This window comes from Sphingomonas sp. GW822-FHT03G08, assembly GCF_058801135.1.
Map to the genome: position 1 here is coordinate 1,214,336 of NZ_JBXAMZ010000001.1, position 17,731 is coordinate 1,232,066.

The 17,731-nt window shown below is 67.6% G+C and carries 16 protein-coding genes; 11 read left to right on the top strand and 5 right to left on the bottom strand.

Annotation, left to right across the window (positions count from 1 at the left end):
* Nucleotides 1-65: 65 nt before the first annotated feature.
* Together AC1RJ5_RS05460 and AC1RJ5_RS05465 are read left to right on the top strand one after the other, a co-directional pair.
* Complete coding sequence (locus tag AC1RJ5_RS05460) at nt 66-1,193, top strand: zinc-binding dehydrogenase (RefSeq protein ID WP_493112125.1); 1,128 nt, start codon at nt 66-68, stop codon at nt 1,191-1,193.
* A gap of 45 nt (nt 1,194-1,238) precedes the next feature.
* Complete coding sequence (locus tag AC1RJ5_RS05465) at nt 1,239-2,855, top strand: hypothetical protein (RefSeq protein WP_493112127.1); 1,617 nt, start codon at nt 1,239-1,241, stop codon at nt 2,853-2,855.
* Nucleotides 2,856-2,861: 6 nt separating this feature from the next.
* On the opposite strand, the gene leuA is transcribed toward AC1RJ5_RS05465, so the two are convergent.
* Complete coding sequence (leuA, locus tag AC1RJ5_RS05470; RefSeq protein WP_493112129.1) at nt 2,862-4,520, bottom strand: 2-isopropylmalate synthase; 1,659 nt, start codon at nt 4,518-4,520, stop codon at nt 2,862-2,864.
* Nucleotides 4,521-4,683: 163 nt separating this feature from the next.
* Nucleotides 4,684-4,920 (bottom strand): hypothetical protein, encoded by a 237-nt coding sequence (locus AC1RJ5_RS05475; RefSeq protein ID WP_493112131.1) that lies wholly within the window; start codon nt 4,918-4,920, stop codon nt 4,684-4,686.
* A 284-nt stretch (nt 4,921-5,204) separates the two neighbouring features.
* Between AC1RJ5_RS05475 and AC1RJ5_RS05480 the strand changes: the two genes are divergently transcribed.
* Nucleotides 5,205-5,462, top strand: coding sequence for an SWIB/MDM2 domain-containing protein (locus tag AC1RJ5_RS05480; protein WP_184167796.1), 258 nt, complete (start codon nt 5,205-5,207; stop codon nt 5,460-5,462).
* An 86-nt stretch (nt 5,463-5,548) separates the two neighbouring features.
* The gene (locus tag AC1RJ5_RS05485) at nt 5,549-5,728 is read left to right on the top strand and encodes a hypothetical protein (protein ID WP_184167798.1); all 180 of its coding nucleotides are present in this window, start codon (nt 5,549-5,551) and stop codon (nt 5,726-5,728) included.
* On the opposite strand, the gene AC1RJ5_RS05490 is transcribed toward AC1RJ5_RS05485, so the two are convergent.
* Nucleotides 5,725-6,132 (bottom strand): hypothetical protein, encoded by a 408-nt coding sequence (locus AC1RJ5_RS05490; protein WP_269574773.1) that lies wholly within the window; start codon nt 6,130-6,132, stop codon nt 5,725-5,727. The genes AC1RJ5_RS05485 and AC1RJ5_RS05490 overlap by 4 nt on opposite strands.
* 75 nt (nt 6,133-6,207) lie before the next feature.
* Here AC1RJ5_RS05490 and AC1RJ5_RS05495 point away from each other — a divergent pair, with 75 nt between their 5' ends.
* Nucleotides 6,208-7,383, top strand: coding sequence for a BaiN/RdsA family NAD(P)/FAD-dependent oxidoreductase (locus AC1RJ5_RS05495; protein WP_493112134.1), 1,176 nt, complete (start codon nt 6,208-6,210; stop codon nt 7,381-7,383).
* 232 nt (nt 7,384-7,615) lie between these two features.
* Nucleotides 7,616-9,010: a methyl-accepting chemotaxis protein gene (locus AC1RJ5_RS05500; protein ID WP_493112136.1), complete on the top strand. Its 1,395-nt coding sequence runs from the start codon at nt 7,616-7,618 to the stop codon at nt 9,008-9,010.
* Nucleotides 9,011-9,152: 142 nt separating this feature from the next.
* Here the strand turns inward: AC1RJ5_RS05500 and AC1RJ5_RS05505 are convergent, their stop codons facing one another.
* On the bottom strand, nt 9,153-9,545 hold the full coding sequence (locus AC1RJ5_RS05505) for a winged helix-turn-helix transcriptional regulator (RefSeq protein WP_269574770.1): 393 nt from the start codon (nt 9,543-9,545) through the stop codon (nt 9,153-9,155).
* Nucleotides 9,546-9,627: 82 nt separating this feature from the next.
* Between AC1RJ5_RS05505 and AC1RJ5_RS05510 the strand changes: the two genes are divergently transcribed.
* The 5 genes from AC1RJ5_RS05510 (at nt 9,628) to AC1RJ5_RS05530 (ending at nt 16,641) form a co-directional block, all read left to right on the top strand.
* Nucleotides 9,628-10,470 (top strand): SDR family oxidoreductase, encoded by an 843-nt coding sequence (locus tag AC1RJ5_RS05510; RefSeq protein WP_493112138.1) that lies wholly within the window; start codon nt 9,628-9,630, stop codon nt 10,468-10,470.
* A gap of 420 nt (nt 10,471-10,890) precedes the next feature.
* Entirely contained in the window at nt 10,891-12,621 is a 1,731-nt protein-coding gene (locus AC1RJ5_RS05515; protein ID WP_493112140.1) for a DEAD/DEAH box helicase, read from the top strand.
* Complete coding sequence (locus AC1RJ5_RS05520; protein WP_342249491.1) at nt 12,618-13,067, top strand: YaiI/YqxD family protein; 450 nt, start codon at nt 12,618-12,620, stop codon at nt 13,065-13,067. The genes AC1RJ5_RS05515 and AC1RJ5_RS05520 overlap by 4 nt, the downstream gene beginning before the upstream one ends.
* Before the next feature lie 47 nt (nt 13,068-13,114).
* The gene (locus AC1RJ5_RS05525) at nt 13,115-15,577 is read left to right on the top strand and encodes an aminotransferase class I/II-fold pyridoxal phosphate-dependent enzyme (RefSeq protein ID WP_342249490.1); all 2,463 of its coding nucleotides are present in this window, start codon (nt 13,115-13,117) and stop codon (nt 15,575-15,577) included.
* Nucleotides 15,574-16,641: a glycosyltransferase family 2 protein gene (locus AC1RJ5_RS05530; protein WP_493112143.1), complete on the top strand. Its 1,068-nt coding sequence runs from the start codon at nt 15,574-15,576 to the stop codon at nt 16,639-16,641. Before AC1RJ5_RS05525 ends, AC1RJ5_RS05530 begins: the two co-directional genes overlap by 4 nt.
* 82 nt (nt 16,642-16,723) lie before the next feature.
* Here AC1RJ5_RS05530 and AC1RJ5_RS05535 read toward each other — a convergent pair whose 3' ends face one another.
* Nucleotides 16,724-17,671, bottom strand: a complete 948-nt coding sequence (locus AC1RJ5_RS05535; RefSeq protein WP_493112145.1) for an ROK family protein — start codon at nt 17,669-17,671, stop codon at nt 16,724-16,726.
* Between the last annotated feature and the right edge of the window lie 60 nt (nt 17,672-17,731).

The following is a 17,731-nucleotide window of genomic DNA, read 5'->3' on the forward strand; positions in this document are numbered from 1 at the left end:
CGGCCGGGAAGATCGATATCTGGGGCCCGATACGGATCGGACGCGATCGACCACAGGAGAGTGCAATGACGGCCCCGCTGACCAGCCTCGAACTTCGCTCCACGGTATCGAGCGACGGCAAGCTCACGCTCGCGCTCGAGCCCGTGACGCTGGAAGCTCCCGGCCCCGACGAAGTCATCGTCAAGGTCGAGGCCGCGCCGATCAACCCGTCCGATCTCGGGCTGCTGCTCGGCCCGGCCGACATGGCCACGCTCGCCGCCGGCGGCACGCCGGACCACCCCACCCTCACCGCCGATATCCTCGCCGGCCGGATGGGCGCGATGAAGCCGCGGCTCGATCAGTCGATGGCGGTGGGCAATGAAGGCGCCGGCACCGTGGTCGAGGCCGGCACGAACGTCGCCAACCTGCTCGGCAAGAAGGTCGGCATGCTCGGCGGCGCGATGTACGCCCAGTATCGCAAGATCGCCGCGCGCGACTGCATCCCGCTCCCCGAAGGCGCCACCGCCGCCGACGGCGCTTCGATGTTCGTCAATCCGCTCACCGCCCTGTCGATGGTCGAGACGCTGCGGATGGAAGGCCATAAGGCGCTGGTCCACACCGCCGCCGCCTCCAACCTCGGCCAGATGCTCAACCGCGTCTGCATCGCGGACGGCGTGCCGCTGGTGAACATCGTGCGCAGCGAAGCGCAGGCGCAAATCCTGCGCGACATCGGCGCCAGGTACATCGTCGACAGCAGCGCCCCCGATTTCCGCGAAGCCCTCACCGACGCAATCGCCGAGACCGGCGCCACCCTCGCCTTCGATGCGATCGGCGGCGGCAAGATCGTCAATTCGATCCTCCACGCAATGGAAGCCGCGGCCAATCGCACCGCCACCGCTTATAGCCGCTACGGCTCCTCGACCTGGAAGCAGGTCTATATCTACGGCATGCTCGACACCTCGCCGACCGAGCTCGATCGCGGCTATGGCCTGGCCTGGGGAGTCAGCGGCTTCCTGGTCACGCCCTTCCTGATGAAGCTCGGCCTCGAAGGCACGCTGCGCCTGCGCGCCCGCGTCGCCGCCGAGCTGACCACCACCTTCGCCAGCACCTACACCCAGACGATCTCGCTCGCCGAAGCGCTCGATCCGGCAGTGGTGCAGGCCTATGCGAAGAAGGCGACCGGCGAGAAATACCTGATCGATCCGAGCCGGTAAGTGGCCGAATAACATATTGTCATCCGATCCCTCTCGTTTCCTCCGATGCAAGTTTCGCAAAGGCAGGGAGCAGTTGCGAAGTCATGCGATTGGAGGATATCGCCGGGAAATTCGCTTCGGGGGGATTGGATGCGGATCTTTGCTGTGATCTTTTCGCTGGCTGTGTCGCTTCTCGCGCCGGCTATGGCCAACGCCACTTGGCTCGACGCCCGTACCGATCATTTCGTCCTTACGGTCGATGCCAGCGAGGAAGATGCGCGAGCCTTCGCACTCCGGCTCGAGCAGTTCGATCACGCACTGCAGTTGCTTTACGGCGTAACCGACACGTCCGATCGGCGATCGCGGCCGATCCATGTCTATGCCCTGCCGCAGCAGCTTTTCGCCGAGACCTGCCGCTGCGGCCTCACCGTGGCCTATTACAGCCCTCGCGCGACCGGCTCGTTCATCCTCACCCAATATGTTCCGAAGGTGGACCAGAAGTCGCAGATCGGTGGGTGGAGTACGCAGACCCTCCTGCGTCACGAATATAGTCATCATTTCATGTATTCGAATTTCCCGCTCGCCTATCCCTTCTGGTATTCGGAAGGCTTTGCCGAGTTCAACGCCAATGCGTCGTTCGAGAAGGATGGCTCGCTGATCATCGGCTATCCCGCCAACTATCGCGCCGAAGGCCTGCGTAACGGCGGTTTGGGGATGAAGCAGCTCTTCGAACCGGATACCTATGGCTATCCGGACGACATGGACCTTCTTTACGGTCGCGGCTGGTTGCTCACCAACTATCTCATGTTGGGACCACAGCGTAAGGGCCAGTTGGCTAGCTATCTCGCGGCGATGAACAAGGGCGCGCGTAGCTACGCTGCCGCGCAGCAGGCGTTCGGCAACCTCGATACGCTGCGGGACGAACTGGAATCCTATCGAAAGGGTACGCTGGCCGCGCCGCTGCGGATCCCGCCGCCCGCTGCCCCGCTAAACGTCACCATCACCCCATATTCGCCAGGCGCGGCGGAGATCCTGCCAAGCTATCTTCTCATCAAGGACGGCATCGCCAGGAATTATCGATTGGGAACCGCGATGACTGCGGCGAAGATCGCCAGCCGCTACCCGGACGATGCCGTGGTGCAGACCCAACTGGCAGAGATCGAGCAATATGCCGGCCGTCTCGATCGAGCCGACGCAGCCGCGGATCGCGCACTTGCTATCCAGCCGAACGGCATCGATGCACTGGTCCGCAAGGGCATGATCGCCAGCGAGCGCGCCGCGAGCGTCAAGCCAGCCGATGCCAAGGCATGGAGCACAGCACGAAGCTGGTTCCTCAAGGCCAATCGCGCCGATCCCAACGCCGTGATGCCCCTCTATCTCTATTATTCGAGCTTCGTCGCAGCAAAAGAAAAGCCCAGCGCCGGGGCAGTCAATGCGCTGCTACGCGCGGCGGTGCTGGCGCCGGAAAGCCGTGACATCCGCCACGCGGCGGCGCGGCAGAAGCTTATCGAGCGCGACGCCGCCACTGCCCGGGACCTGCTCCAGCCGATTGCCTTTGCACCGCACCGCCGCCGCGACCGGAACATCCCGCGAGAAGTGATCACCCTGATCGACGAGGGCAAGATCGACGAAGCGATCGCGCTGATCACTCTCGGGGAAGACAAGGACCGCGAAGGGGACTGAGTTCGCTCAGGCCCTGTTCGCCGCACTGAGCACCGCGCGCACCGAAGCGGTGGCGATGTCCGCGTCGATCCCCACGCCGAACACCGTGCGCCCATCGGCGGTGCGGCATTCGACATAGGCGGCGGCCTGCGCATCGGCGCCGTGGCCGATCGCGTGCTCGCTATAGTCGACCACGTCGAGCGCCGGGCCGGTGGTGCCGGCAAGCGCGTCGATCACGCCCGAGATCAGGCCGTTGCCGCGCCCGGAAATCGAACGCGTCTCGCCGTCCACCGCGATACGGCCGACGAACACGCGCTGCCCGGCGGCGCCGGTCTCCTCATAATCCTCGAGCACGAAGCGGTCCTTCTCGCCCGGCAGATAGGTCTGCTCGAACCGGCCCCAGATGTCCGCGGCGTTGAGCTCGCGGCTGGTCTCGTCGGCCAGCGCCTGCACATGGCGCGAGAAATCGGCCTGCATGCGCTTGGGCAGCTTGAGGCCCTTGTCCTGCTCGAGCACCCAGGCGACGCCGCCCTTGCCCGACTGCGAGTTCACCCGGATCACCGCCTCATAGTCGCGGCCCAGGTCCTTGGGATCGATCGGCAGGTACGGCACGTCCCAGAATTCGTCGTTGCGCGCTTCCTGCGCCGCGAAGCCCTTCTTGATCGCGTCCTGGTGGCTGCCCGAGAAGGCGGTGAACACCAGGTCGCCGGCATAGGGATGGCGCGGGTGGACGGGGATCTGGTTGCAATATTCGACCGTCTGGATCACCTCGTCGATGTTCGAGAAATCCAGGCCCGGATCAACGCCTTGCGTGTACATGTTGAGGGCCAGCGTCACCAGGTCGACATTTCCGGTGCGCTCGCCGTTTCCGAACAGGCAGCCCTCGACACGGTCCGCGCCCGCGAGCAGGCCCAGCTCCGACGCGGCAACACCGGTGCCGCGGTCGTTATGCGTGTGCAGGCTGATGACGACGGTGTCGCGGCTGCGGATGTTGCGGCAGAACCACTCGATCTGGTCGGCATAGATGTTCGGCGTCGCCGCCTCGACCGTCGCCGGCAGGTTGAGGATCAGCGGCTTGTCGGTGGTCGGCCGCAGGATGTCCATCACCGCCTCGCAGACCTCGACCGAGAAATCGAGCTCGGCGGTCGAGAAGGTCTCGGGGCTGTATTCGAAATGCCAGTCGGTGTCGGGCTGCTTGGCGGCCTCGTCGCGCAGCACCTTGGCGCCGGCGATGGCGATCTGCTTGATTTCCTCGCGGCTCATGCCGAACACGATGCGGCGCCAGGCCGGCGAGACGGCGTTGTAGAGGTGGACGATCGCCTTCTTCGCGCCCTTGAGCGACTGGAAGCTGGTCTCGATCAGGTCCTGGCGCGACTGGGTCAGCACCTGGACGATCACGTCGTCGGGGATCTTGTCCTGCTGGACGAGGCCCGAGATGAAGTCGAACTCGGTTGCGCCGGCGCTGGGGAAGCCGACTTCGATCTCCTTCACGCCCACCTTGCAGAGCAGCTCGAAGAAGCGGGTCTTCTTCTCCGCGTCCATCGGGTCGATCAGCGCCTGGTTGCCGTCGCGCATGTCGGTCGACAGCCAGCGGGGCGCCTTGGTGATGGTACGGCTCGGCCATTGGCGGCCGGGCAGGTTTACCTGGGGGAAGGGACGGTACTTGATGGACGGATCGCGCAACATGACAGCTCTCTCTCGGCTGGAGACTTCGATTTCAATTGTGAAGTGCCCTTAGGGGCGTGCGCATGTGCGTCCGGCCCCTAAGGGCGGATAAGTCGCAGGCCGAGAAGTGCGCGGGTCATCATGTTGGGCATGCCTTTAGACAAGCCCGCGCCGCCTTGTCCACTCACATTACGTTTGTGACTGCCGTAGCGTCGCTATTGGTGACCGCCTCATCGGCCTCGCCCGTGGCCTCCGCCGCATTGACCGCCGCGGCATCGGCCTCGGGCGTCTCGCTGGCCTTGGGGCTCGGCGTGGCGACGATCTCGGCCATGGGTGGCGGATCGGAATAGTTGGTGCCGGTGGTGCCGCTGCCGCCACAGCCTGCCAGAATCAGCAATCCGCCAACCACCAGAACGCGCATCCCGCTCTCCCCTTTTGCCGTGAAAACGCTCCTTAGCATGGCGTTTTGCCCTCTCCTACCGGCGGTTTAACCCGACTTATCCCCAAAATGTCGCTCTCAGGGGGCGTCTCGGCGCATCTGCTCTCTAGACAGACGCGATTTGGCACGATCAAAGGGTTGTCAGGTGAGGAGTAACGCCCTCACCACGGAACATCGTAGGCGCAAAAGGCGGCGGAACGGTTCGCACAAGCCGCTGGCGCAGACGAAGGCATGGCCCGTCCAGGGCAGGAACAGGAGAAGACTTTATGGCCGAGACCAAAGCACGCGGCGGCATCGCCAAGCCGGTGACCCCTTCGCCCGAGCTGGCCAAGATCGTTGGTACTGCGGACCTCCCGCGCAGCGAGATCGTGAGCAAGCTGTGGGAGTACATCAAGAAGAACAACCTGCAGAACCCGGCGAACAAGCGCGAGATCCTCGCTGACGACGTGCTGCGTCCGATCTTCGGCGCCGACAAGGTGACGATGTTCGAGATGAACAAGCACATCGCGAAGCACGTCAAGTAAGCCGGGCCGGGGCGCATGCCCCGCCGCTGAAAGCGCTTGGGGCGGGTTCCGGACGGAGCCCGCCCCTTTGCTTAGGAAGGACTAGAATGGCCGAACGTTTCGAGCGTCACCGCCAGCCCTGGCGCGCCGACGAGATCCAGAAGCTCCACACCCTCGCCAAGAAGGGCATGGCCCTCAAGGCGATCGCGAAGGCGCTCACCCGCAGCGAGGAATCGGTGAAGGAGCGCGCCAAGCTCGACGGGCTGAGCATCGCCAAGCTCCACTAGGGTGCGGGCTGGGGCCGGATCTCGATCCGCAAGATCCGCCCGACATGGGCCCGCTCGCTGCCGCTTTCCTCGAGCTTGAACACCAGCCCGCCGCCGGTGACCACGCTGCGCGCCAGCCCCGGCCAGGGCTCGCCCGCATTGACCGTCGCCCCCGGCAGGCACGTGGCGATCCGCTTCGCCATCGTCTCGTGGGTGATCTCGGGCGGCAGCATGGTCTGGCTGCAGAAATAGCCGTCGCTGCGGAAGCAGCCCCGCAGCAGCTTCGGCGCGAAGTCCGAGCGGTACAGCGCCTGATAGGCCTCCGCGTCCCCCACCGCGGCGGACAGCCGCCGCAGGTCCGCGCAGATCGGATCGTCCTGGACGAAGGGCGCCGCCACCAGCGCCATGCCAAGCAGAAGATGCATCCCCAATCTCCTTTCGCACCCGCAACGTCTCGCACCGCCGCTTGCCGCAGCCTGAACACCTGCTAGGCGCAGCGCATGTATGACGCGATCATCCTGGGAGCCGGCGCCGCGGGGCTGATGTGCGCGCTCACCGCCGGCCAGCGGGGCAAGCGCGTGCTGCTCGTCGATCATGCCGACGCGCCCGGCAAGAAGATCCTCATCTCCGGCGGCGGCCGCTGCAACTTCACCAATATCGGCACCGCGCCCGACCGCTACCTCTCGCAGAACCCGCACTTCATGAAGTCCGCGCTCGGCCGCTACACCGCGCAGGAGTTCCTCGACCTGGTCGAGGCGCACCGCATCGCCTGGCACGAAAAGACCCTCGGCCAGCTCTTCTGCGACGGCTCGGCCCGCCAGATCGTCGATATGCTCCTCGACGAGTGCGAGCGCGGCGGCGTCGAGCTCTGGCTCGGCCACGCCCCCCAGGTCGAGCATGCCGACGCCCGCTTCCGCATCACCTGCGGCAAGCGCACCGCCGAGGCGCCCGCGCTGGTGATCGCCACCGGCGGCCCCTCGATCCCCAAGCTCGGCGCCACCAGCTTCGCCTATGACCTCGCCCGCCGCTTCGGCCTCAAGGTGGTCGAGCCCCGCCCCGCCCTCGTGCCCCTCACCCTCAGCGGCGAGGAAGCGCTGTTCCGCGAACTCTCCGGCGTCTCCACCGAGGTGATCGCCCGCGCCGGCAAGGCAGCCTTCCGCGAAGCCGCGCTGTTCACCCATCGCGGCCTCTCGGGTCCGGCGATCCTCCAGGTCTCCAGCTACTGGCGCCACGGCGAGAGCATCGGCATCGACTTCCTGCCGCAAGCCGAGCCCGGCTGGCTGCTCGCCGCCAAGCGTGCGCGCCCGCGCGTCACCCTGCGCAAGCTGCTCGGCGAAGCCCTGCCCGATCGCCTGGCCGACGCGCTGGCCGAGAAGCTCGCCCTCGCCACCGAGCTCGCCAACACCCCCGATCGCAAGCTCGACGACGCCGCCCGCCGCCTCGCCGACTGGCGCTTCAGCCCGAACGGCACCGAAGGCTATGCCAAGGCCGAAGTCACCGTCGGCGGGATCAGCACCGCCGAACTCAGTTCGCAGACGATGGAGGCCCGCAAGCTGCCCGGCCTCTACGCGATCGGCGAAGCCGTGGACGTTACGGGGTGGCTGGGCGGCTACAACTTCCAATGGGCCTGGGCGAGCGGCCGCGCGGCCGGTCTGGCACTCGCCCCAACCGCCTGATTTATCACATATTGCGGGTAATTTTGCGCAGTTTCCGTAGCGGAAACCGCCAGTTCGCACCATCGTGGCGGTTTTATTACGGTATTTTCACGTATTGAAATATTCGCCAATGACGAATGTTGCGCCATTGTGTCCTCTACAAAGGGATCATTGCCCGATCGTGCAGACTTTGCACCACGCGGGGACATGGTTCCCGGCTTCGAGCCTTCTGGAACCTTCAGGAGGTCTTTCGATGCATTGGTTTGAAGCCACGGCACCTATTCGTCTCAAGCTCTACGTAGCATTCAGTTCGCTGATCGGCGTGATGACGCTGGTCGCCCTCGTCGCGTTCCTCGCGCCGCTGATGATCGCGCTGCCGCTGGTCGCGCTGCTGATTGGCGGCGCCGCCATCCAGTGCGTCCGCTACCGCGCCGCGATCGCCAATCCCTATGTCGCCACCGTGGTCCGCATGGAAGCGCTTGCCGCCGGCGACCTCAACAGCCCGATCGAGTTCACCAACTATCAGGATTGCGTCGGCCGCATGACCAAGGCGATGCACACCTTCCGCGACAACGCGGTCGAGCAGCAGCGCCAGGCGGAGGAGCAGTCGATCGCCGTTTCGCATCTCGGCGCCAGCCTCGAGCAGCTGAGCCGCGGCGACCTTACCGCGAACATCGGTGACAGCTTCCCGGCCGGCTATGCCGAGCTCAAGGACCATTTCAACGCCGCGCTGGGCGCGCTGCGCGACCTGATCGGCTCGGTGATGCAGAGCGCCGAGACGATCCAGACCGGCTCGGCCGAGATCGCCTCGGCCTCTGAAGATCTTGCCCGCCGTACCGAGGCGAACGCCTCCAGCCTCGAGCAGACCACTGCCGCGGTCAGCCAGATGGACGGCCGCCTCAAGGCAACCGCCGCCGCCGCGGGCCGCACCGTCGAGCGCGCCGATGGCGCCATCGCCACCGTCTCGGGCGGCCGCGAGATCGCCGAGGAAGCCGTGCAGGCGATGACCCGGGTCAGCGAAAGCGCCAAGGGCATCGACAGCGTCATCGAGGGTCTCGACAAGATCGCCTTCCAGACGCGCGTTCTCGCGATGAACGCTGCGGTCGAAGCCGGCCGCGCCGGCGAGGCGGGCCGCGGCTTCGCGGTCGTCGCCGACCTGGTCAGCGCGCTCGCGATGCGCGCCGAAGAGGAAGCCGGCCGCGCCCGCGATCAGCTTACCGCCACTCAGACCGACATCGTCGCTGCGGTGGAGATGGTCCAGAAGGTCGACGGCGCCTTCGCCAACATCTCGAGCGATGTCGCTGAGGTCCACACCCTGCTCGGCGAGATGGCCAGCGACAACCAGGCCCAGGCCAACGCGATCACCGAGATCAGCCTGGCGATCAACACGATGGACCAGTCGACCCAGCAGAATGCCGCGATGGTCGAGGAATCCTCGGCGGCTGCCCGCAACCTGAGCAGCGAAGTCGATGCGCTGAGCGAGCAGGCCGGCAAGTTCGACGTCGGCGCCCCCACCGTCCGCGCCCGCACCCCGGCCAAGGTCCCGTCGCGCCCGCAAAAGCAGCGCGGCTATGTCTCCCCGGTCAAGCCGCTCGCCACTGCCCGGCCGGCGGCACCGGCCTCCAGCGACGACTGGGCCAGCTTCTGATGACGGAGGGCGCCGGGAAACCGGCGCCCTTTCTTTGATACAAGCCACGCACTGGCCCGAGCAGCTCCCCGGCGAACGCCGGGGAAGCGAGGAGCCGCAGTCCCTCTTATCCTCCCCCTCCAGGAGGGGATAATGAACACCCCTACTCCGCCGCCACCTTCGCCGCCTGCGCGTCGCAGATGTCCGGCAGCCGCACTTCGATCCAGTCGGCCAGCGCGCGGATATGCCCCGCTGCCTCGCGCCCGATCGGCGTAAGGCTGTATTCCACATGCGGCGGCACCACCGGATAGGCGATCCGCTCGACCAGCCCGTCGCCTTCTAGCCATTGCAGCGTTTGCGCCAGCATCCGCTCGCTCACCCCGTCCACCTTGCGGCGCAGCTCGCTGAAGCGGTGCGTGCCGCCTTCCAGCACGATCAGGATCAACACGCCCCATTGGCTGGAGATATGCTTCAGCACCTCGCGCGACGGGCAGTTGCGCTCGAGCAATGCGCCACGGCGCACGCGGGTCGAGAAGGGCTCCGGACTTTTTTCCATACTTACCTGAATGTATGTACTTACGAATAGTAAGCAAGGCCAATATCTGGATGTCCGTCACCCGCCAAGAAGGAACGGACACATGACCATCGCCATCACCGGAGCCACCGGCCAGCTCGGCCGCCTCACTGTCGAGAAGCTCAAGGCAAAGCTGCCCGCCGACCAGATCGTCGCACTGGTCCGCAGCCCCGAAAAGGCCGCCGATCTCGGCGTCCCCGCCCGCGCCTTCGACTATAACCAGCCCGAGACCCTCGCCGCCGCCCTTGCCGGCATCGACACGCTGCTGCTGATCTCGTCGAGCGAGGTCGGCAAGCGCGAGGCCCAGCACGCCGCCGTGATCGAAGCCGCGAAGCAGGCCGGCGTCGGCCGCATCGTCTACACCAGCCTGCTGCGTGCCGACACGAGCAGGCTCAGCCTGGCGGGCGAGCATCTCTTCACCGAAAAGGCGATCGCTGCCTCGGGCATCCCCTACACCTTCCTGCGCAACGGCTGGTACACCGAGAATTATGCCGCCGGCGTGCAGGCCGCGGTCGCGCACGGCGCGCTGATCGGCGCCGCCGGCCAGGGCCGCATCGCCGCGGCCGCCCGCGCGGACTATGCCGATGCCGCGGTCGCCGTGCTCACCGGCACCGGCCACGAGAACACGATCTACGAGCTGGCCGGCGACACCGCCTTCACCCTGGCCGACCTCGCCGCCGAGATCTCGCGCCAGACCGGCCGCGACATCCCCTTCCACAACCTCGCCCCGGCCGAGTACGCGGCTGCCCTAACCGGCGCCGGCGTCCCCGCCCCCTTCGCCGAGATGCTCGCAGGCTGGGATGTCGAGATCGCCCAGGGCGCGCTGTTCGACGACGGCCGGGTGCTGTCGAAGCTGACCGGCCACCCCACGACCAGCCTGGCGGATGCGGTGAAGGCGCTGATCTAAACCAGATCCTCCCAATCATTCCCCTCCCTGCAAGGGAGGGGCTAGGGGTGGGTTTGAAAAGGCCGGGCTCGATGCCCGGCCTTTTCTTCCTTCCATACCGTCGCGCCGAGCTCGCTACGCTCGCCACCCACCCCCAACCCCTCCCTTGCAGGGAGGGGAGCAAGAAAACCCGACGCCACCCCCACTTTTCCCCGCGAAGGCGGGGATCCATTCCGGCTGGCCGGAGCGAGTCTCAACCAGCTCAGCGCCAACGGATCGCCGCCTTCGCGGGGATGACGAAATGATAGCGCAACCAAAAACCCCGCAATCCCGCCATTAAGTTGCGCACCCCCGTCACGCGACGACACAAAGCCACGTCGAGACAAATCAACCCTCTTTTCCCTTGCGATACGGCCTTTGCGAGCCCATGTGCGGGGTCTCATGTCATTTGCCGATCTCCCTGCGCTTCTCGCCGAAGCGCTCGCAGCGCGTGGTTATGCCGCGCCCACCGCCGTCCAGGCCGCCGTCATCGAACCGGAAGCCGCCGGCCGCGACCTCATCGTCTCCGCCCAGACGGGCTCGGGCAAGACCGTGGCCTTCGGCCTCGCCATGCACCCCGAGCTGCTCGGCGAGGATGGCCGCATCATCCCGACGCGGGAGCCGCACGCGCTGATCATCGCCCCCACCCGTGAGCTGGCGCTCCAGGTGAGCCGCGAGCTGATCTGGCTCTATGGCCCCACCGGTGCGCGCATCGCCACCTGCGTCGGCGGCATGGACGCCGCCAAGGAACGCCGCCAGCTCAGCTACGGCGCGCACATCGTCGTCGGCACCCCGGGGCGCCTGCGCGACCATCTCGAGCGCGGCGCGCTCGACCTCACCGCGCTGCGCGCCGTCGTCCTCGACGAGGCCGACGAGATGCTCGACATGGGCTTCCGCGACGATCTCGAGGCGATCCTCGATGGCGCGCCCGACACCCGCCGCACCCTGCTCTTCTCGGCGACCATGCCCAAGCCGATCGTGGCGCTGGCCAAGCGCTACCAGAACGACGCGCTGCGCATCTCGACCGTCGGCGAGGATCGTGGCCACGGCGACATCAGCTATCAGGCGGTCACCGTCAGCCCGTCGGACATCGAGCATGCGGTGATCAACCTGCTGCGCTTCCACGAAGCGGAGACGGCGATCCTGTTCTGCGCGACGCGCGACAATGTCCGCCACCTGCACGCCACGCTGGTCGAGCGCGGCTTCTCCGCCGTGGCGCTGTCGGGCGAGCATAGCCAGAACGAGCGCAACCATGCGCTCCAGGCGCTGCGCGATCAGCGTGCCCGGGTCTGCGTCGCCACCGACGTCGCCGCGCGCGGCATCGACCTGCCGACGCTAACGCTGGTGATCCACGTCGAGCTGCCGCGCGATGCCGAGACGCTCCAGCACCGCTCGGGCCGCACCGGCCGTGCCGGCAAGAAGGGCACTGCGGTGCTCATCGTCCCCTATCAGCGCCGTCGCCGCGTCGAATCGATGCTCAAGGGCGCCCGCATCCCGGTCGAGTGGACCGAGGTGCCGAGCCCCGAGGCGATCCGCGCCCAGGATCGCGAGCGCCTGATCGCCGCGCTGCTCGCCCCCGTCGAGATCGACGAGGAGGATGCCGCCATCGCCGAGCGCCTCCTCGCCGAGCGCACGCCCGCCGAGATCGCCGCCGCGCTCGTCCGCGCGCACCGTGCTTCAATGCCGGCGCCCGAGGAGCTCAGCAGCCAGGGCGATCGCCGCGAGGAGCGCCAGGCCGGGCAGCATCGTCCGGGCTTTGACGACGTCGCCTGGTTCCGCATGGATATCGGTCGCCGCCAGAATGCCGATCCGCGCTGGGTGCTGCCGCTGATCTGCCGTCGCGGGCACATCACCAAGAACGAAGTCGGCGCGATCCGCATCGGGCCGAACGAGACCGCGTTCCAGATCCCGCGCGCGCTGGCGAGCAAGTTCATGGCCGCCGTGGCGCGCACCGCCGAGGGTGACGAGGACGTCCGCATCGAGGCGTCGGATGCGCCGCCGGCACAGGGTGCCCGTCCGCAGCGTAACGGTCCGAACCGTCCTGCCGGGGGTCCGGGTGGCCCGGGCGCGCCGCGGCATCAGCCCCGGCCCTATCGCAAGGCGCCGCCGGCCCGGGGTCCCTCGCACCGGTGAGGATCCTCGTCGACGCCGACGCCTGCCCGGTGAAGGACGAGGTCTACAAGGTCGCCTGGCGCCACGAGGTGCCGGTGGTGATCGTGAGCAATTCGTGGCTGCGCGTGCCCCAGCATCCGCTGGTCAGCCGCCAGGTGGTCAGCGACGGCTTCGACGCCGCCGATGACTGGATCGCGGAAGCCGCGGATGCGCGGTCGGTGGTCATCACCTCCGATATCCTGCTGGCGGATCGCGCCTTGAAGGCAGGCGCGAAGGTGCTTTCCCCGAACGGCAAGCCCTTCACCGCGAACTCGATCGGCGCGGCAATTGCCACCCGCGCGATCATGGCGGACCTGCGTGCGGGCGGCGATCAGGTCGGGGGTTCGAATCCCTTCTCTAGCGCGGACCGCTCGAATTTCTTGCAGGCGCTGGACCGTGAGCTGGTCGCGTTGAAGCGACTTACCTAATCTTAGGAGACGTGCAGGCATAGTTCCGCATCGGGGATGAGGGACCTATGCTGAAACTACCGCTGATCGCTCCACAGCCGCCACGGCTGAGTGAAATGGCCGAAGAGCTGCGCGCGCTTGAGGCAAGCGGCTATTTCAGCAACGGCGGCCCCATCGTCCGCGATTTCGAGCGCCGGGCCGTGGCCCAATTGTTTGGTGGCGAGGGACTGGCACTGGCAGTCTCGAATGCGACGCTGGGCCTGTTGCTGGCGATCCGCGAGGCCAAAGCCGGCAGATCCGGCCGTTACGCCCTGGTCCCGGCCTTCACCTTCGCCGCCACGGCGCATGCAGCAATCTGGGCGGGGCTCACCCCGATCCTGGTCGACAGCGACCCGAAGGACTGGGCCGCATCAGCAACCGCCATCGAAGCCGAGCTCGCCCGGCACGGCGAGGGAGTGGCGGTAGTCATACCCTACGACACCTTCGGCACCGGCATCGATCTGGGCTATTACGAGGCCCTGTCCGAACACCACAATGTCGGCGTGGTGGTCGATGCCGCCGCCTCGCTCGGCAGCCTCGACGCCATGGGCCGCGGCTTCGGGACCGGCAGCCGTCTCACCTGCGTCTTCTCGATGCACGCCACCAAGACCTTCGCCACGGCGGAAGGCGGGCTGATCTACAGCGCCGATCCGGACCGCATCCAGATCCTGCGCCGCATGCAGAATTTCGGCTTCGGCGCACCGCGCACCGCGACGCAGGAAGGCATCAACGCCAAGCTTCCCGAGCTGCTCGGCCTGATGGCCCGCGCCAAGCTGGGCGAGATCGATGCCGTGGCCGAGCACCGCGCAGCGCTCGACCGCGCCTATCGCGAGCAACTCGGCGACATCGTCACCTTCCAGCGCAGCCATGCCCGCAGGCAGGTCGCGCAGTTCATGCCGATGCTGCTCCCGGCGGGGACGGACCGCACCGCGGTCATGGCCAGCCTGGCCGAACAGGGTATCGGCTCCGGCCATTATTTCAGCCCGCACATCGGCCAGCAGCCCTATTTCCGCGAAGCCTGCATCACCGGACCGACTCCGGTCGCCGACGATCTCTCCGCTCGCATGCTCTCGCTCCCGGTCACCGACCGGATGAGCGGAAGCGACGTCGCCACCATCTGCGACGCATTGCATGCCGCGCTGCGCAAGCCGCGCATCGTCGTGCCGTCCGCGCCCGAGCCCATCCTCAACACCGTGCTGATCGGCGGTGGTCCAGCAGGCGTGGCCTTCCTCATTTCGGCCAGCAAGAAGGGCAAGCTTCGCGAGCTTGGCGCCGGCCTCGCCCTGGTCGAGCGCGGCGATTGCCTCGGCGCCGGCGAGCTGCCGGGCTATGCCATCACGTCGGACAGCACCGCCGAGACCTTTCTCAGTGCGGTAAAGGACAATCCCGAGCCGAGCATCGCCGCGCTGATGGACCACCCCGCCGCCCGCGAGATCGCCGCTTATATCGGCAAGCTCGGCGTGCCGCTGCACCGCACCGGCCCGTTCCTCGAAGCGATGGGCCAGCGCGTCGGCGCTGTTGTGACGGAAGCCGGCGGCCAAGTGCTGACCGGCCATGAGGTCATCGACAGCCGCCGCTGCGCCATCGGCCTGTGGCGCACCCGCATTCGCAATCGCGCCACCGGCGCCGAACGCGAACTGCTGTCCGAGAACATCGTCATCGCCACTGGCGGCTACCAGTCGGCCAGCGACATCGCCGCCGCACCCGTCGCCGACACGCCGCTCGGCGAACTGGTCAGCGAGCGGCTTATGCTGTGCGACGACATGCTGCGCACCGGCGGCATGGACCGGCTGCGCACCCGCATCGCCGGCAAGCGCGCGCCCAGGATCGCGATCATCGGCGCCTCCACCTCGGCCATCGCCTCCGCCGTCCTGCTGCTCAAGTCCGACATCCCGTTCGGCGCAGAGAGCCTGAGCCTGCTCCACCGCGAGGAGCTCCGCCCCTGGTACCCCTCGGCCGAGGCCGCCCGGGAAGACGGCTTCACCGATTTCGGCCCGGACGACATCTGTTCGCTTTCCGGCTTCGTCTATCGCCTCGCCGGCTTCCGGCTCGAGGCGCGCGAGCTGGTCCTGCGCATGCTCCGCATCGGCGGGCGCACGCCCGATCCGCGCGTCCGGCTGCAGCAGATCGCCCGTCCCGACCCGGAGACCAGCCGCATCCTCGCCGAGGCGGACGTTGTCGTCGCCGCGCTCGGCTATCGCCCGCACGCACTGCCGCTGCTCGATGCCGAGGGCCAGCGCATCGCACTCAGCGCCCATGCGCCCGGCCGCCCGCGCCTCGCCGACCAGCTTTGCCGCGTCACCGATGCCGAGGGCCAGCCGATCCCCGGCGCCTATGGCATCGGCCTCGCCGCCGGCTTCGTCCCCGAAGGGCGCCTCGGCGGCGAGAAGAGCTTCAAGGGCAAGGCCAATGGCCTGTGGCAGTGGCAGAACGATGTCGGCCAACTCATCGTCGACCAGCTGCTCGGGCAGAGCGTGAGCCTCGCCGCGTGAACGGACTGCCTGCTCCCACTGTCTCGGTCGTCATGCCCGCCTATAACGGCGCGGCCTGGATCGGCGCGACGATCGACTCCGTCCTCGCCCAGGACTTCAGCGACTGGGAGCTGGTGATCGTCGACGATTGCTCGACCGACGACACGCGCGCCCTGCTCGCCACGCTGACCGACCCGCGCATCACCGTGCTCCATGCCGAGACCAATGGTGGCCCGGTCGTCGCCCGCAATATCGGCTTCGCCGCGGCGCGCGGACGCTACATCGCGGGGCTCGACCAGGACGATCTCTGCAAACCCGGCCGCTTCGCTACCCAGGTCGGCTATCTCGACGCCAATCCCGGTACCGTGCTGGTCGGCACCGCCGCCGAGTTCCTCGAGAACGGCATTGTCAGCCCCTGGCCCGGCGACCGCCCGCTTACCCCGGCGATGATCGACTGGTTGCTGCTCACCCAGAACCCGCTGGTCTGGTCCACCGTCATGTTCCGCGCCGAGGCCGCGCGGCTGCTCGATCCCTTCGAGCGCCCCCAGGCCCGCTATGCCGAGGACTTCGACCTCTATCACCGGCTCGGCCGCTTCGGGCAGATCGCCCGGCTCGACGAGGCCCAGCTCCTCTATCGCTGCCACCCCGGCGGCGCTTCCAAGCGCTTTGCCGAGATGATGGCGGCCAGCGCCGGCCGGGTGCTGACGGAGCGCTATCTGCCGGTGTTCGGCGACGAGGCAGCTGCGAACGCCGCGCTCGTCGTGCGCTATTTCATGCAGCGCGACCCGGCCCCCGACCTGGAGACGTTGGGCCGGCTGTCGCGCATCCTGGCGGCGCTCCACGCCGACCATGTCGCCCGCACCCCGCTCACCCCCCAGGAGCGGATCGAAGTGGACGGCGAGCATGCCCGGCTCTGGTGGCTGATCGCCCGACCCGCGCTGCGCCAGGGCGCGGTGACGATGCGCCAGGCGATGGGCGTGTTGCCGGAGAGCGTCCACCTGCCCGCCAGCGACCCGGACCGCCTGATCTCGCCGCTGATCGGCCGCGTCCGGGCGATCGGACGCGGGTTCGGCGTGGCGCTCTGAGATCGAAAGTACACGAAGTACAGGCTCAGAACGGCTATCGACGGGAGCTTGCGGGCGGCCGCCAAAGGCCGCCCCGGCCCACTCAGCTGGCAGCGGCTGCCTTCGCAAGCGCGAGGTCGGCGACGGCGATGGCGCCAAGCGGCCCCGCCTTGTCGCCCAGCGCAGGCGCCACGATGTACGGCCCGTCGTCCGGCAGCGTCATATAGCCGTTGAGGCTGGCACGGAGCGCCGCTTCGATCCGGCCGAGCAAATGCGACTGGCCGGTCACCACGCCGCCGCCGATCGCGATGCGATGCGGCGCGGTGGAAGAGACGATCGCATGGCACATCATGGCCAGCGTGTGGGCGATCGGCGCCCAGACGGGATCATCCTCCGCCACTTCGCCGACCGATCGGCCGCCCAGGCGCAGCTTCAGCGCCGAGCCCGAGGCCAGGCCCTCCACGCAATCATCGTGGAAGCTGCAGAAGCTCGGCAGGTCGTCGCCGGGCAGCCGCGGCACCCGGATATGGCCAAGCTCGCTATGCGCGAAGCCGCGCGTCGGCAGGCCGTGCACGACGAGGCCGACCCCCACGCCGGTGCCCACGGTCACATAGGCGAAGTCGTCCATCCCCCGCGCGCAGCCCCAGGCCATCTCGGCGAGCGCCGCACCGTTCACGTCGGTATCGAACCCGACGGGCACATCGAAGGGCGCCGACAGGATGCCGAGCACGTCGGTGCCCGGCCATGCCGCCTTGGTCGTCGCCAGGATCTGGCCATGGGTGGCGGATTGCGGATTGATGTCGATCGGGCCGAAAGAGGCGATCCCGAGCGCGGCAAAGCCGTGCGCCGCATCCCATTCGCGCAGGATCGCGAGGATCGCCGGCAGCGTCTCATCCGGCCGGGTGGTCGGCACGGTGCGCTGGTCGCGAATGTCGTCCGGACCGCTCGCCAGCGTGCAGACGCACTTGGTTCCGCCTAGCTCGATTCCGGCCCGAAGCGTCGACTTTCCATCGGGAATCGTCACGCCGAGAGCGTCCACGCTGCTGCGCACGGACCAGATAGCGACTGCATTCCCCTCTCCCATCAATAACTTGGCACGTATCTATACGAG

Bases quoted from the DNA above. Each gene is read 5' to 3' on its own strand.
- AC1RJ5_RS05465 (WP_493112127.1), top strand. From the start codon at position 1,239: ATGCAAGTTTCGCAAAGGCAGGGAGCAGTTGCGAAGTCATGCGATTGG.
- AC1RJ5_RS05475 (WP_493112131.1), bottom strand. From the start codon at position 4,920: ATGCGCGTTCTGGTGGTTGGCGGATTGCTGATTCTGGCAGGCTGTGGC.
- AC1RJ5_RS05480 (WP_184167796.1), top strand. From the start codon at position 5,205: ATGGCCGAGACCAAAGCACGCGGCGGCATCGCCAAGCCGGTGACCCCT.
- leuA (WP_493112129.1), bottom strand. From the start codon at position 4,520: ATGTTGCGCGATCCGTCCATCAAGTACCGTCCCTTCCCCCAGGTAAAC.
- AC1RJ5_RS05515 (WP_493112140.1), top strand. From the start codon at position 10,891: ATGTCATTTGCCGATCTCCCTGCGCTTCTCGCCGAAGCGCTCGCAGCG.
- AC1RJ5_RS05495 (WP_493112134.1), top strand. From the start codon at position 6,208: ATGTATGACGCGATCATCCTGGGAGCCGGCGCCGCGGGGCTGATGTGC.
- AC1RJ5_RS05525 (WP_342249490.1), top strand. From the start codon at position 13,115: ATGCTGAAACTACCGCTGATCGCTCCACAGCCGCCACGGCTGAGTGAA.
- AC1RJ5_RS05505 (WP_269574770.1), bottom strand. From the start codon at position 9,545: ATGGAAAAAAGTCCGGAGCCCTTCTCGACCCGCGTGCGCCGTGGCGCA.
- AC1RJ5_RS05460 (WP_493112125.1), top strand. From the start codon at position 66: ATGACGGCCCCGCTGACCAGCCTCGAACTTCGCTCCACGGTATCGAGC.
- AC1RJ5_RS05490 (WP_269574773.1), bottom strand. From the start codon at position 6,132: ATGCATCTTCTGCTTGGCATGGCGCTGGTGGCGGCGCCCTTCGTCCAG.
- AC1RJ5_RS05500 (WP_493112136.1), top strand. From the start codon at position 7,616: ATGCATTGGTTTGAAGCCACGGCACCTATTCGTCTCAAGCTCTACGTA.
- AC1RJ5_RS05510 (WP_493112138.1), top strand. From the start codon at position 9,628: ATGACCATCGCCATCACCGGAGCCACCGGCCAGCTCGGCCGCCTCACT.
- AC1RJ5_RS05485 (WP_184167798.1), top strand. From the start codon at position 5,549: ATGGCCGAACGTTTCGAGCGTCACCGCCAGCCCTGGCGCGCCGACGAG.